Here is a 13653-nt window from a genome sequence, read left to right as displayed (position 1 = left end):
TTGTCTGACAATCTACTATAGATACAGTATTTACACGTTCTTTCGGAATACTAAACGGTTTTATTACAATGGATTTATTCATCGAAACCGACGATATAGTCAGCATGCTGATGTCGCTTCTCTGCGGAGGGATTCTTGGCTTTGAAAGAGAGTACAAAAACAAAGCCGCCGGCTTCCGGACCATTGTTCTGATTACGCTGGGTTCCACGATCTTTACCATTGTCTCCAGCCACGGAACCGGCACCGACGACCGTATCTCCGCCAATATCATTACCGGGATTGGTTTTATTGGCGCCGGGGTGATTTTTAAGGACCAGTTTTCGGTATGGGGGCTAACCACCGCTGCGGTGATCTGGACCTCGGCGGCTATTGGGATGACGACGGGTATCGGATACCATGCCCTGGCTTTTGTTTTTACCATCCTTACGTTAACGATCCTGTTGATGGTGAGCCGGATTGAGCGGCTGATCGGGAAGTTGCAACGACAGAAAATGGTGACTGTTACGTTCAAAAACGCTAATTTTAATCAAATTAAAGCCCTGGAAGCGCATTTAAGCGCCAAACAACTACAAATTGAACAGGTTCAGTTAAGTAAGGACCGGGATATCATTACGGTTGTCTGGCTGATTTCCGGTAAAAAGCAGTATTTGCTTCACATGAATGAGCTATTGGTTACTACTCCGGAAGTCATGAGCTTTAAGTAAGTCCCGTTTCTCGGCAAGCCACAGATTGGAGACCGGGCTTGTTGAACGTTTAGGGTCCTAGAAACCAAGCTAATATGGCAGTGTTCATTCGGTTTTTATTTTCGTTGATTTTCGTTCTGTCCGTGGCCATTCCGTCCGTGGCCCAGAAAAAGTATGAACGGGAATACACGATTAAAGCAAGTGCTGTTCCGGTAAAAGCCATGGAGTTTATCCGATCGGTCTTTAAGGAGGCAAAAATTCACTGGTACGGGGAGGAAAGCCTGACGCAGACCTCCATCGAAGCTAAATTCAAGGCATCTGGCAAAAGTTACAGCATTGAGTTTGACCCTTCCGGGGAGGTTCAGGACGTGGAAATTGGCAGCAGCTTTAAGACCATTCCCTCCGACACCAGGGCGGTTTTGAATGAAGAGCTAAGCCGGGAGTTTGAAAAGTACAAAGTGGTTAAAACGCAAATCCAGTGGAAGGCCAATCAACGGATGTTACAGCAGGCGCTTTTAGCAGAAACCGTCCCCAACGCCGTGCAGGTCCGCTATGAATTGATCCTGAAGGCCAGCAAAAACCGGAATACCAATTACTATGAAGTCCTTTGTGAAAAAAATGGGAAGGTGGTGAGCATTCATGAGATTATACAACGTAATACTGATAACCTGATTTACTGATGTATCCGTCTCTGGTCGCTTTTTGCCTGTTATTTCTGGGTCTCCTTCCTGCTTTTTCTCAACACAAGTATATGACCGGCACGCTGACGCAGCTCAATGTCAACTTCCCGGTTTTCAAAAAATTTAAACTCAATACGAAACTGGAGTCGCGGCAAATCTTCAGGGAGAAAGAACTAAATGAAGTGGCGAATCGCCAGTTTCGGTATGAGCGTACGGATTTGTCCCTGGTTCTTACCCGGAAACTATCCGTTGATAATACGCTGGGCGGTGGGTACTTCATTCGGTTAGAAGACGGTCAATTGACCCACCGACTGATTCAGCAATTTAACCATGTTAGAAATCTTGATATGGTGATAATGGCCCATCGGGTGGTAACCGACGAGACCTTCCAGCCGGGCGAGCCCATCGAAGTCCGGCTTCGGTACCGGCTGGGAATGGAAAAAGCCCTGAATGGCCGGCAGATCGACCCGAAAGAACTGTATTTAAAAGTTAATAATGAATACCTGGGAACCTGGTCGAGCCCTGCCACCGACCTGGAGATTCGGGGCGCTTTAGCTCTCGGGTATAACTCGACCGATACGAATAAGATCGAGCTGGGTCTGGAATACCGCGTGAATGAATTTAACCAGCCCCAGCAAGCGCACCAGTTTTGGGCAACCGTGAGTTTTTTTGTCAGTATCTGACCAGGCACGCCCATCAGGCCTGGCTGCGGGTTTCATCCCACCTCATTGATGCGAAACGCCGGGAATTCCGGCCAACCGGCCTACCCGGTTTTTAGCAGCGTTCCGTACAATTCACTTCAGCGGTGGCGGTTTGTCACGCCTGGCCCTACAGCCCTCCTCCCGCTATAAGGTACCCGATCGGCTGGATAACGTGGGCCAATCCCGGATAATGCATCCTTCTTTAGTAGAATTGCATAGTAAAATAATTCAATTTTCTCGATTCTTTTTTCAGCCTGTTAGAATAAGCCTATATAGGTTAATAAGCTAATGGGAACGTAAGAATAGCCATAATAAGCTCATAAGGGATGATTTGTCTTAAAGCAAGGGTTGGTTGAATGATTTAACTAAACGATTAAATTAATCGATCAAATAATTGTTTATTACAATTCTATCCCTCAACTTTGTGCCATGGCCAAAAATATAAATGAAATCGGAACGGAAGAACGGATCAAGGAAGCCGCCAAGGAGGTTTTCCTGGAGAAAGGCTTTGACGGAGCCACGATGAAAGATATTGCGGTTGTGGCCGGGATGAACAGTGCCCTGACCCATTACTATTTCCGTAGCAAGGAAAAACTGTTCTGGGTTGTGTTTGAAGACCTGCTGAAAGAGTGGCTCAAGGTTATTCGGTACACGCTGGATAAACCCGTCGGGTTGAAAGAAAAAATTGTTGAATTGATCGAAAAACAATTCGAGTTTCATCAACAGAACCCGGGTATTATTTTGTTCCTGATGAACGAAGCCGAACGCGACCCGGAAAGCATGGTTCAGAAAATGTGTATTTCGCCCGCTTTGCACGAAAGCTGTTTCTTCCAGCAGGTTGAAGAAGCGGTTCAGCAAAAAGAGATCCGGGCGGTCAATCCATTTTTTTTGTTATCGATGGTGTTTTCGTTCATCAAACAACTATTTGCCGCTAAAGCCCTGTATACCCACGTATTCGGTCTTACGGAAGTAGAGTTTGTGGCCTACACCCAGGAAAGCAAACGGGATTTCATGGATATGGTTTTGACGTATTTGTATAAAAAGGATTGTTGATTAATCCGGTAAAACGGGCGGTTGACGGTGCCGCTTCTCCGGTTCAGTCTATTAATCATAAAAAAACTAGGACCTCCTGCTAGCTTGCACCGGTCAAAGCGTTCAGGAAAGTCCTTCATCACGTTTAAAAATGCATGTTGAAACGCCATTGATTTCGGGCACCACCCACTGTATAGTTTCCGAAACATAAATTACCCTTCCGATGTAAAAGAGAATGGCTCATTTCTGACACCAATGAATTCATGAGAAAAAAATTGCACACGAAAGTTGCTGCTTATCAGGACGTAGCGGTGGCTAAAGCAAAGGGAATCTACCCTTATTTCCGCCCCATCGAATCCGGACAGGATACGGAAGTCCTCATCAATGGCAAACGGGTTCTGATGTTCGGATCCAATTCGTACCTGGGGTTAACCAACCATCCGGCGGTCGTGGAAGCCGCCAAAAAAGCAACGGAAAAATACGGTACGGGCTGCGCAGGCTCCCGGTTTTTGAACGGAACGCTCGATATTCACGAAGAGCTGGAAAGCCGCCTGGCGGCCTTTACCGGCAAACAGGCTGCGGTGCTGTTCAGTACGGGCTACCAGGCCAACCTGGGCGCACTCTCCTGCCTGACAGGCCGTCATGATTACCTGATTCTGGACGAAAGCAACCATGCCTCCATTATCGACGGTAGCCGGTTGTCCTTTTCCAAGGTGATTAAATACGCCCACAATGACATGGACGACCTCTGGAAAAAACTCAGCCAGTTGCCGGAAGAAGGTATCAAGCTGATTGCCACAGACGGTATTTTCAGTATGGAGGGCGACATTGTCAGGCTGCCGCTGCTGAACCAGATCGCCACCGAATTTGATGCCTCCGTCCTGGTCGACGATGCGCACAGCCTGGGCGTCATCGGTGAAATGGGAGCCGGAACCGCATCCCATTTCGGGCTTACCGAAACGACGGATATCATCATGGGGACGTTCAGCAAATCGCTGGCTTCCCTGGGCGGTTTTATCGCTAGTGATGCCGAAACGATCAACTACCTGCGGCACCGTGCCCGCTCGCTGATTTTCAGCGCCAGCATGACGCCGGCATCGGTAGCCAGTACGCTGGCGGCTCTGGAGATCATTCAGTCGGAGCCGGAACATATCGAACGCCTGTGGGACAATACCCGCTACGCCCGCGAACTGCTGCTGAACAACGGTTTTTATTTGGGAAGCAGCGAGAGCCCCATTCTGCCGGTGTATATCCGCAACAACGAACATACGTTCATGATCACCCGCATGTTGCAGGACCAGGGCGTGTTCGTCAATCCGGTTGTTTCGCCGGCCGTGCCCCCGCAGGATTCCCTGATTCGGTTTTCCATCATGGCAACCCACACATTTGCCCAGATTGAAGAAGCCGTAGATAAACTAACCCGGGCTTATCGGGCAGTGAATCATTTACCCGTTCCCGAAAACGTATGAAGCGTGTTGTACCGGTCCGCTCGAAAAAGGAGTTAACCCAGTTTATCGATTTTCCCCATAATTTATATCAGAACGATGCAAACTATGTTCCGGAAATCTTTATTGGTCAACGGGATTTGCTGACCCCGGGAAAACATCCCTTTTTCGAGCATTCAACGCTTCAATTATTTCTGGCTTATCAGGGCAACACCATCACAGGACGAATTGCGGCCATCCATAACCGCAACCACAATGCCTTTACGGGCGCAACGGACGGTTTTTTCGGTTTTTTCGATTGCATCGATGACCAGGAAACCGCCGATCTGCTGCTGAAAACTGCATCGGACTGGGTGAAAAAACAGGGCCTTACCCGCCTGATCGGGCCGACCAACCCCACCACCAACGATGTCTGTGGGGTGTTGATCGACGGATTTGACCGGCCGCCGATCGCCATGATGCCGTACAATGCGTCTTATTATGAGAAACTGTTACTGAATACCGGCCTTCGGAAAAAAACCGACCTGCTGGCGTATGAACTGGACGTAGCCACCGCCAATGAGCGTTCGCTGCGGTTGCTGGATACGTTGCAAAACCGCCTGAAGCGGAGCGGCATCACCATACGAAAGGTGAATCTGAAGGATTTCAAAAACGAAGTGCCCCGCATTCGGGAGGTGTATAACCGCGCCTGGGATAAAAATCTGGGGTTCGTGCCGATGACCGACGCTGAGTTCGACTACCTGGCCAAGGATCTGAAGCTGATTCTGAATCCGGATTTCTGCCTGGTCGCCGAAAAAGAGGATAAGATCGTGGGCTTCATCATCGGGATTCCGGACATCAACCAGATTCTGATCAAGAACAAACGGGGGCGTTTGTTTCCGCTGGGACTTATTCGGTTACTGACGCAACGCAGCCGCATCACCCGCATCCGGGTGTTGACGCTCGGGGTGCTGGAAGGGTACCGAAAAATGGGCATCGAAGCCTGTCTGTATGCGTCGGTGATTAAAAACACCTACGGAACCCGCATCACGGGCGGAGAATGTTCCTGGATGCTGGAAGATAACTACCTGATGAACCACGCCATCGAACAAATTAACGGGGTACTCTATAAACGGTATCGCCTATACGAAAAAGACCTATGAAAGAGCGGGTGTTCATTACGGGGGCCAGCGGATTTATTGGGTATCACCTGGTCGAAGCGGCCCAGAAAGCCGGTCTGGAAGTACACGCTGCGGTGCGGGCTTCGAGTGACCTGACGTACCTGAAGGCGCTGAATCCCGTATTGGTTTACCCCGACTTTCGTTCCGCGGAACTCTTAAAAGATCTGCTGGAGGCTGGTCAGTATCAATACATTATCCATGCCGCCGGGGCAACCCGGGCGAAGGATGAAAAAACGTACCAGGAAATTAACGCGGACTATACGCTGCGGCTGGCTCAGGCGGCCCAGCGGGTTTCGGTACCGCCGAAGCGGTTTGTTTTCATGAGCAGCCTGGCGGCTCTCGGCCCTTTGCCGTACACGGAACAGCAGCCGATCACGGAAACCACGCGGCCGCAGCCACTGACCAGTTACGGAAAAAGTAAGCTGGCCGCCGAGCAATACCTGGCCGGTTTACCGGGCTTGCCCATTACCATTATCCGCCCCACGGCGGTCTACGGGCCCCGGGAAAAGGACCTGTTCATCCTTTTTAAAACGTTGTCGAAAGGCTTCGACCTTTATATCGGTCGCAATCCGCAACGATTGAGTTTTGTGTACGTCAAAGACCTGGTGGATGCAACGATGGCCGCGCTCCTGCAAAATCATGCCGAAAACCGGGTTTACAACATTTCGGACGGCGAAGCCTACAGTCGGTATGCGTTGTCCGACCTGTTCCAAACGGTAAGCAATACCCGCGCCTACCGCTTGCATTTGCCCACCAGTCTGATGAAACTGGTGGCCGGAGTGCTGGAGGTCGGGTCTTTATTTTCAAAATCAACACCGGTATTGAATCCGGAAAAATTGCGGGAGCTGATGGCTCCCAACTGGATCTGTAGCATTGAAGCCGCCCGCCGGGACCTGAATTATCAACCTCAGTATGGGTTGCAGCGGGGACTGGACGAAACGCTGCGCTGGTACCGAACCAATCAATGGCTTTAAGACAATGAATACATACCTGGAAGTGACTGGCCAAGGCCACTGCCGAAATCAGTACAACGATGTTACAACATAGGAAGAAATGGGCACCCCTGCTACTCGGTCTTTTCGTAGTGATCAGTAGAATCGCAACGGCCCAGACGACGCTGGTGAATGGAATTGTCACCGACGCTAAAACCGGAGAGACACTGCCCTTCGTCAATGTCGTGGTTCCGGGAACCACCGTGGGGACGACCACCGATACCGACGGAAAATACAGCCTGACCCTGTCGGGTAGCCAGAACCGCATCAAGTTTACGTATGTCGGCTACCTCAGTGTGGAAAAAACCGTCACCGCTGGAACGACGCAGGTGATCAATATCAAGCTGGCGGTGGACGCTACGCTCCTGAATGAGGTGACGGTGAAGGGGAAGGCCCATTACCGAAACCGGGATAATCCGGCGGTGCAGCTCATCCGGCAGGTCATTGCCAATAAGGAGAAAAACCAGATGGGCAACTATGCCTACGTGGAATACGAGCAGTACGAGAAAATATCGATCGCCCTGAGCAATCTGTCCGAGCGTTTCCGTAGTCGGCGCATTTTCCGGAATTACCAGTTTCTGTTCACCGAACCGGACTCAGCCAGTGGCAAAAACCGCCTGCCGGCGTACCTGGAGGAGAAACTGTCGCAGGTTTATTACCGGAAAAATCCGCAGGCCCGTCAGCAGCAGGTCAAGGCGCAGCGTCGGGCCGAATTCGACCCCCGGTTTGTCGATAACAAGGGGCTGAGCAAGTATTTTAACCGGCTCTACGAAGACATCAATCTTTACGATAACAACGTCTCCATTGCGACGAATCAGTTGTTGAGTCCCATTGCCAACAGTGCGCCTACTTTTTACAAATTTTTTATCCGGGATACGGTCAAAACCGAGAATCCCTGGCTGATTGAACTCGGGTTTGTGCCCCGCAACAAAACGGATCTGTTGTTCGAAGGCAAGCTCTTTATTACGCTGGACGGCAATTACGCCGTTCAGAATGCGTACCTCACTGTCAATAAGGATATTAACCTGAATTACTTGCAGGATCTGGAAGCGCGGCTGGAGTTTGAGAAAAGCCCCGATGGGCGTTATCACCCCCGTAAAACGACCCTGGCAATGGAGTTCTCGCTGGGCGGCAATACCCCCGGCATTTACGGGCAACGCGTGGTCAATTACGCGAAGTATTTGATCAATAAAGAGGTTCCGGATTACGTATATACGGGTTCGTTAGAGGACGCTGACCGTCCGGTGAGCGCCAGGCAACCGGAAGCGGACTGGGATACCATCCGGCCCGTTCCGCTGGAAAAAAGTGAAGTGCGGATTTACCGGAACATTGATACGCTGCAAACGATTCCATCGTTCCGCCGGACGATGAGCTATGCCACCATGTTCATTGCCGGTTTTAAGCCGGTGGGGCCGGTGGAAATCGGACCGGTCAATACGTTTTATAGCTTCAACCCCATCGAAGGATTCCGCCTGCGGTTCGGGGGGCGCACCACGACCGATTTCAGCAAACGGATGTACCTGGAAAGCTACGCAGCGTACGGTTTTAAGGACGAGAAATGGAAGTACTTTCTGAGTGGCACTTATTCGATCAATAACCAGTCCGTCTATGCGTTTCCCCTGCACTACGTCCGGGCCAGTTTTCAGCGGGATACCAAAATTCCGGGCCAGGATTTGCAGTTTGTGCAGGAAGACAACTTTCTGCTGTCGTTCAAACGCGGCCAGAACAACCGCTGGCTGTACAACGATATTTACCGGGTGGAATACATTCGGGAACTGGAGAACCACTTTTCCTATAAAGTCGGCTTCAACCAGTGGACGCAGACACCGGCCGGTATTCTGGAGTATATCCCGGTCAGCCAGGGCGAGAATACCCGGGGAACAACCCGGTTGACCAATACCGAACTGAACCTGGAGTTGCGGTATGCCCCGCAGGAGCAGTTCTATCAGGGAAAGCTGTACCGCGTTCCCATTGTCAACAAATACCCGATTTTCACCCTGCGGTACGGCACGGGCGTGCGAATTCTGGGCGGAGAAAACCGCTACCATACGTTTTCGGGCAATGTGGAGAAACGGTTTTACCTGTCGCAGTTTGGTTACCTCGACGCCACGGCCGAAGGGGGCTACACGCTGGGAAGCCATATTCCGTTCCCGCTGCTGACCATTCACCGGGCCAACCAGACGTATGCGTACCAGCTGAACTCGTACAACCTGATGAACTTTCTGGAGTTTGTCAGCGACCACTACGCGAGCATCAACGTCCAGTATTATATGAACGGTTTTTTGTTCAATAAAATACCGCTGCTCAAACACCTGAAGCTCCGGGAGGTTTTCAGTTTCAAAGCGCTGGCGGGCGGGTTGCGTGATGAAAACCATCCGGACAAAGCCTCGGACGTTTACCGCTTTCCCGTCGATGAACAGGGCCGTTCCGTCAGCTATACGCTGGGGAAAGAACCGTATGTGGAAGGAAGTGTGGGCATTGCGAACATTTTCAAGCTGCTGCGGGTCGATCTGGTGAAGCGGTTTACGTACCTGAATCAGCCCAATGTTTCGGAATGGGGCATCCGGGCACGGTTTAAATTTGATTTTTAACGGTCTGACCCTTCGGGGTTTGATCAGACACCAACGAATGAAACGATGAATTACGCGATAATAGCCGCCGGAGAGGGCTCACGTTTGGCACAGGAAGGGTTTCCGCTGCCCAAACCGATGGTCAGCCTGCACGGCGAACGATTGATTGACCGGCTGATCGGTATTTTCGGTCAAAACCGCCCGGCTTCCATCCGGATCATCATCAATGAGCAGTCGGCTCCGCTGGACGAGCATTTGTCGGCCTTGCGCGAAACGTTTCCGATCGCCATCGTCCGGCAATCCACGCCCAGCTCCCTGCATAGTTTTCACGAATTGCTGAAAACCGCCCCCGATCTGGAATCCGTGTGCCTGACCACGACGGATACGGTTTTTAAAGAGGACGAATTCCGGGCATTCATTGACGAATTTGAAAACCAGCCCGAGCTCGATGGATTGATGGCGGTTACCGCGTTCGTCGACGACGAAAGTCCGTTGTTCATTTCGACGGATTCCAACCGGATGATCACCGCTTTTACGGATCAGAAAACGCCACAAACCGCCTTTGTGTCGGGCGGGATTTATTGCCTGCGCCGGAAAGCGCTGGAGGCCGTTGCGGAGGTGATCGAAAAGGGAACGAGCCGGATGCGGAATTACCAGCGGTTTCTGCTCGAAAGTGGCTTAACGATCAAGGCCTTTCCGTTCTCGAAAATAGTGGATGTGGACCATGTGCAGGACATCCGGACGGCGGAGCTTTTTTTGAGCGAAGTCCATTAAGTTCAATTTTTCATTTACTACCTAAGACATTGAAATTACTTGGTATACACCGGAATCAGAAGTTTTCACCGAATCATATTGGAAACGATGATGCCATTTTCTCTTTAACGGCTCAGGCCCTCGAAAAGCGGGGGAACCAGATCCGTATTTGCAGTGAAGACGATTTTTTAGAACAGACTACCGTTGCGGAACAGCGCATTTTTACGATGGCCCGGCAGAAGGCGGTGGTGCAGAAGTTGCAGGCTGTCGAAACCGCCGGGGCTGTGGTGGTCAATTCCGGTTTTGGCATCCAGAACTGTTTTCGGATCAACATGCACCGGGCTCTGGAAGAAAACGGCGTTCCCGTACCGCGCAGCATCATTATGTCTACGGCTGAGAACGACCCCCTGAACGAGTGGACGGATCAGGGCTTCTGGATCAAGCGGGGCGATTTTCACGCCATTCACCGGGAGGATGTAACGTTTGTCAGAAGCCGGAAGGAAGGCCGCGAAATGCTGCGGGAATACGCCCGGCGCGACATTGCTGAGGTGCTGATTTCCGAACACCTGGCGGGCGATCTGGTCAAGTTCTACGGCGTGCGCGGAACCGATTTCTTCTACTGGTTTTACCCGTATGAACATAATCACCATAAGTACGTTGAGTATGAGGCTATCAACGGCAAGGCGCACCATCATGCGTTCGACGAAGCGGATTTGCAAAAGGTGGCAACGGCTTCGGCGGCCGCGGTGGGTGTTTCAATTTACGGCGGAGATGCCATTGTGGGCAAAGACGGTTCGTTTCACATCATCGACCTGAACGACTGGCCCAGTTTTGCACCCTGCCGCGAAGAGGCTGCCGACGCGATTGCGGACGTACTGCATCAGACCTTTACCCAAGCCGAGTTATGAACACCGTGAGCAAGAAAACCGCAACGCCCGAAACCGTGGAACCCACGAATACCGCCTTTCAAAATACCCTGAAGTCGTCGGATACCGAAGAAACGATTGATATCTGGTTTTACCGCCCGATTGGGTATCAGATTGCCCGGTTTTGCGCCTGGGTCGGTATTACGCCCAATACCGTTACCATCATCAGTATCTTTTTCGGGGTAGCCGCCGGGATTCTGTTTTACGACCAGTCGCTGACGATCAACGTGATCGGGATGCTGTCGCTGGTGTTTGCCAATATGCTCGACAGTACCGACGGTCAGCTGGCACGGATGACCAACAACAAAAGTCGGCTGGGCCGGATTCTGGACGGGGTCGCGGGTGATTTCTGGTTTATTTCCATTCACGTCGCCATCTGTCTGCGGAGCATGAACGAAGGCTGGTCGGCGCTGATCTGGGTACCGGGCGTGCTGGCGGGAGCCTCGCACGTGGTGCAGTCGGCTATGGCCGATTACTACCGGAACGTGCACCTGTTTTTCATCAAGGGCACGTCGGGCAGTGAGCTGGACAACAGCCGCGATTTGCAGCGGGAGTACGACCAGCTTTCGTGGAGCCGCAACTTCGGCATGAAACTGGTGGCCCGCAACTACCTCAATTATACCAAATTGCAGGAGCGGTTTTCGCCCAATCTGCAAAAGCTGCTGGCCGTCATCCGGGAGAAATACCCGAACGGTTTGCCGACCAAACTGGTGACCGATTTCCGGGCGCAGAACAAACCGCTGATGAAATACACCAACATCGTTCAGTTCAATACGCGGGTGCTATTTCTGTTTCTGTGGCTGTTTATCGACCAGGCCTGGATTTATTTTATGTTTGACATTTTTGTTCTGAACCCCATTCTGATTTACATGTGCGTGAAGCAGGAAGGTGTCAGCCGCTATTTTTACCAGCAGATTCAAACCGCCCGCGCGAATGAGTACAAAGCTCTATAAGGCCCTGTTTTTCACGATTGGGGTCGGTACGCTGGTCTACATGATGTACGTCATGGGATTCGGGGAGATCTGGCTGAACATCACCAAGACCGGCATCTGGTTTTTGCCGGTGGTGGGGAGCTGGCTCGTGATCTACGTGCTGAACGCGCTGGCCTTCCACGCCATCATTCAGGAACCACAGCGGCCGGAAACCCGCTTGCCGTTCGGGCAGGTGCTGCGCATCACCATCGCCGGGTACGCCATCAACTACATCACGCCCTTCGTGGCGCTGGGCGGGGAACCGTACCGGATCATGGAATTAAAACCCGCGCTGGGGGTGCGGAAAGCCAGCTCGTCGGTGATTCTGTACAGCCTGATGCACATGTTTTCGCACATTGTGTTCTGGCTGGTTTCCATTGTGCTGATTGTCGCCTTCCTGCCGTTGACAGACCTGATGCTCTGGGGGTGCGGTATTCTGCTGACGGTCGGGCTGGGGCTGGGCTACTGGTTCATTCGCGTCTATCAGAAAGGCTTCACGGTCAGCACGGTTCGACTGCTCGAAAAATTGCCGATCGTAGGACGGAAGGTGCAGGGCATGGCGCACGACAAGGCGGAGACGCTGCTGGAAATCGATCACCAGATTCGGGTGCTGTATGCCGACCGCAAGCCGCGCTTCTACGCGTCGCTGCTGCTGGAATTTGCGGGCCGGGTGGTGGGCTGTCTGGAAATTTATTTCATTGCCCGGGCCATGCAGCTGGATATGTCGGTGGTCGAGTCGCTGATCATTAGCTCCGGCTCGTCGCTGTTTGCCAACCTGATTTTCTTTTTTCCCATGCAACTCGGGACGCGGGAAGGCGGTTTGGCCCTGGCCCTGCGGTGGATTGGCTTTCCGGCGGCCAGCGGTGTTTTTATCGGCGTGGTGATGCGGATCCGGGAGTTTGTCTGGATTCTGATCGGGCTGGCGTTATTGAAAACCGCCCGACCCAAAACCGTACCGCAACCGGCCGAATTGATTCCCAACGACTGATTTACCCACGGAAACGATGATAAAAGGATTGTTATTTGATTACGGCGGAACCATCGATACCAACGGCCTGCACTGGGGCCGGGTGTTGTGGACCTACTACCAGCGGCACGGTGTACCGGTCGATCAGGCGGCTTTCCGGAAGGCGTTTGCGTTCGGGGAGCGGGCGCTGGCGATCAATCCCATCGTAAAACCGGAACATTCGTTTTATGAGGTATTGGTGTTCAAAACCGAGCAACAATTCAAGTATTTGGCCGAAAACGGCTATCGGGTGGACAACAACGTCATCGAAGCCATTGCGTCGGATGGTAATGCGTTTGCGCGGCAAACCGTGGCGCAGGCCAAGCCGGTTTTGCTGGAATTGGCGAACCAGTATCCGCTGGTAATGGTTTCTAATTTTTACGGGAACCTGAATACGGTGCTGGCGGATTTTGGCATTCGTTCCTGTTTCCAAACGGTTGTTGAATCCGCCGTGGTGGGCGTTCGCAAACCCGATCCGGCCATTTACCAACTGGGGGTGGATTTTCTGAACCTGCCCGCCGAAAAAACGGTAGTAATCGGGGATTCCTATACCAAAGACATTCGCCCGGCCCGCGAACTGGGCTGCCGAACGGTCTGGCTGAATGGCCTTGGCTGGGAGGAGACCTCCGAAACCGGAGCAAACCGTCTCTCCGCTGATGCCGAAATCAAGGATTTTGCCCGGCTCCCCGAGGTGCTTGCCGAGTGGAAAGCGTCGGTAGTCCGGTAAGAAGTAG

The 13653-nt window shown here is 52.0% G+C and carries 13 protein-coding genes; all 13 read left to right on the top strand.

The genetic code is table 11. The annotated features are described in order from the left end of the window. The first annotated feature begins 68 nt into the window (after positions 1 to 68). The 13 genes from ACFPMF_RS26435 (at position 69) to ACFPMF_RS26375 (ending at position 13646) form a co-directional block, all read left to right on the top strand. Positions 69 to 704 (top strand): MgtC/SapB family protein, encoded by a 636-nt coding sequence (locus tag ACFPMF_RS26435; protein ID WP_379850870.1) that lies wholly within the window; start codon positions 69 to 71, stop codon positions 702 to 704. 74 nt (positions 705 to 778) lie between these two features. Then, on the top strand, positions 779 to 1363 hold the full coding sequence (locus ACFPMF_RS26430; RefSeq protein ID WP_379850868.1) for a hypothetical protein: 585 nt from the start codon (positions 779 to 781) through the stop codon (positions 1361 to 1363). Further along, on the top strand, positions 1363 to 2046 hold the full coding sequence (locus tag ACFPMF_RS26425; protein WP_379850866.1) for a DUF2490 domain-containing protein: 684 nt from the start codon (positions 1363 to 1365) through the stop codon (positions 2044 to 2046). Before ACFPMF_RS26430 ends, ACFPMF_RS26425 begins: the two co-directional genes overlap by 1 nt. 447 nt (positions 2047 to 2493) lie before the next feature. Then, positions 2494 to 3117 carry a TetR/AcrR family transcriptional regulator gene (locus ACFPMF_RS26420; RefSeq protein WP_379850864.1) on the top strand — a complete coding sequence of 208 codons (624 nt, stop codon included), beginning with the start codon at positions 2494 to 2496 and terminating at the stop codon, positions 3115 to 3117. 242 nt (positions 3118 to 3359) lie between these two features. After that, positions 3360 to 4565 carry a serine palmitoyltransferase gene (gene spt, locus ACFPMF_RS26415; protein WP_379850862.1) on the top strand — a complete coding sequence of 402 codons (1206 nt, stop codon included), beginning with the start codon at positions 3360 to 3362 and terminating at the stop codon, positions 4563 to 4565. Continuing rightward, entirely contained in the window at positions 4562 to 5683 is a 1122-nt protein-coding gene (locus ACFPMF_RS26410; protein ID WP_379850860.1) for a hypothetical protein, read from the top strand. Before spt ends, ACFPMF_RS26410 begins: the two co-directional genes overlap by 4 nt. Then, on the top strand, positions 5680 to 6675 hold the full coding sequence (locus tag ACFPMF_RS26405; RefSeq protein ID WP_379850858.1) for an NAD-dependent epimerase/dehydratase family protein: 996 nt from the start codon (positions 5680 to 5682) through the stop codon (positions 6673 to 6675). Before ACFPMF_RS26410 ends, ACFPMF_RS26405 begins: the two co-directional genes overlap by 4 nt. A 59-nt stretch (positions 6676 to 6734) precedes the next feature. After that, positions 6735 to 9284, top strand: coding sequence for a DUF5686 family protein (locus tag ACFPMF_RS26400; protein WP_379850856.1), 2550 nt, complete (start codon positions 6735 to 6737; stop codon positions 9282 to 9284). A gap of 45 nt (positions 9285 to 9329) precedes the next feature. Next, complete coding sequence (locus ACFPMF_RS26395; RefSeq protein ID WP_379850854.1) at positions 9330 to 10037, top strand: NTP transferase domain-containing protein; 708 nt, start codon at positions 9330 to 9332, stop codon at positions 10035 to 10037. A gap of 29 nt (positions 10038 to 10066) precedes the next feature. After that, positions 10067 to 10924 (top strand): ATP-grasp domain-containing protein, encoded by an 858-nt coding sequence (locus ACFPMF_RS26390; RefSeq protein WP_379850852.1) that lies wholly within the window; start codon positions 10067 to 10069, stop codon positions 10922 to 10924. After that, positions 10921 to 11895 (top strand): CDP-alcohol phosphatidyltransferase family protein, encoded by a 975-nt coding sequence (locus tag ACFPMF_RS26385; protein ID WP_379850850.1) that lies wholly within the window; start codon positions 10921 to 10923, stop codon positions 11893 to 11895. Before ACFPMF_RS26390 ends, ACFPMF_RS26385 begins: the two co-directional genes overlap by 4 nt. Continuing rightward, positions 11876 to 12901: a lysylphosphatidylglycerol synthase transmembrane domain-containing protein gene (locus ACFPMF_RS26380; RefSeq protein WP_379850848.1), complete on the top strand. Its 1026-nt coding sequence runs from the start codon at positions 11876 to 11878 to the stop codon at positions 12899 to 12901. Before ACFPMF_RS26385 ends, ACFPMF_RS26380 begins: the two co-directional genes overlap by 20 nt. 16 nt (positions 12902 to 12917) lie before the next feature. Further along, positions 12918 to 13646, top strand: a complete 729-nt coding sequence (locus tag ACFPMF_RS26375; RefSeq protein ID WP_379850846.1) for an HAD family hydrolase — start codon at positions 12918 to 12920, stop codon at positions 13644 to 13646. The last annotated feature ends 7 nt before the right edge of the window (positions 13647 to 13653 follow it).

The organism is Larkinella bovis (assembly GCF_042655385.1).
Classification (GTDB): Bacteria; Bacteroidota; Bacteroidia; order Cytophagales; family Spirosomataceae; genus Larkinella; species Larkinella bovis.
Note: the sequence above shows the minus strand (reverse complement) of the source record. Positions and strands in the feature narration are given on the sequence as shown.

What these genes read in the sequence shown, in the direction of transcription:
- ACFPMF_RS26410 (WP_379850860.1), top strand. Translation starts at nt 4,562, where the DNA reads ATGAAGCGTGTTGTACCGGTCCGCTCGAAAAAGGAGTTAACCCAGTTT.
- ACFPMF_RS26420 (WP_379850864.1), top strand. Translation starts at nt 2,494, where the DNA reads ATGGCCAAAAATATAAATGAAATCGGAACGGAAGAACGGATCAAGGAA.
- ACFPMF_RS26400 (WP_379850856.1), top strand. Translation starts at nt 6,735, where the DNA reads ATGTTACAACATAGGAAGAAATGGGCACCCCTGCTACTCGGTCTTTTC.
- ACFPMF_RS26425 (WP_379850866.1), top strand. Translation starts at nt 1,363, where the DNA reads ATGTATCCGTCTCTGGTCGCTTTTTGCCTGTTATTTCTGGGTCTCCTT.
- ACFPMF_RS26435 (WP_379850870.1), top strand. Translation starts at nt 69, where the DNA reads ATGGATTTATTCATCGAAACCGACGATATAGTCAGCATGCTGATGTCG.
- ACFPMF_RS26375 (WP_379850846.1), top strand. Translation starts at nt 12,918, where the DNA reads ATGATAAAAGGATTGTTATTTGATTACGGCGGAACCATCGATACCAAC.
- ACFPMF_RS26430 (WP_379850868.1), top strand. Translation starts at nt 779, where the DNA reads ATGGCAGTGTTCATTCGGTTTTTATTTTCGTTGATTTTCGTTCTGTCC.
- spt (WP_379850862.1), top strand. Translation starts at nt 3,360, where the DNA reads ATGAGAAAAAAATTGCACACGAAAGTTGCTGCTTATCAGGACGTAGCG.
- ACFPMF_RS26405 (WP_379850858.1), top strand. Translation starts at nt 5,680, where the DNA reads ATGAAAGAGCGGGTGTTCATTACGGGGGCCAGCGGATTTATTGGGTAT.
- ACFPMF_RS26380 (WP_379850848.1), top strand. Translation starts at nt 11,876, where the DNA reads ATGAGTACAAAGCTCTATAAGGCCCTGTTTTTCACGATTGGGGTCGGT.
- ACFPMF_RS26385 (WP_379850850.1), top strand. Translation starts at nt 10,921, where the DNA reads ATGAACACCGTGAGCAAGAAAACCGCAACGCCCGAAACCGTGGAACCC.
- ACFPMF_RS26395 (WP_379850854.1), top strand. Translation starts at nt 9,330, where the DNA reads ATGAATTACGCGATAATAGCCGCCGGAGAGGGCTCACGTTTGGCACAG.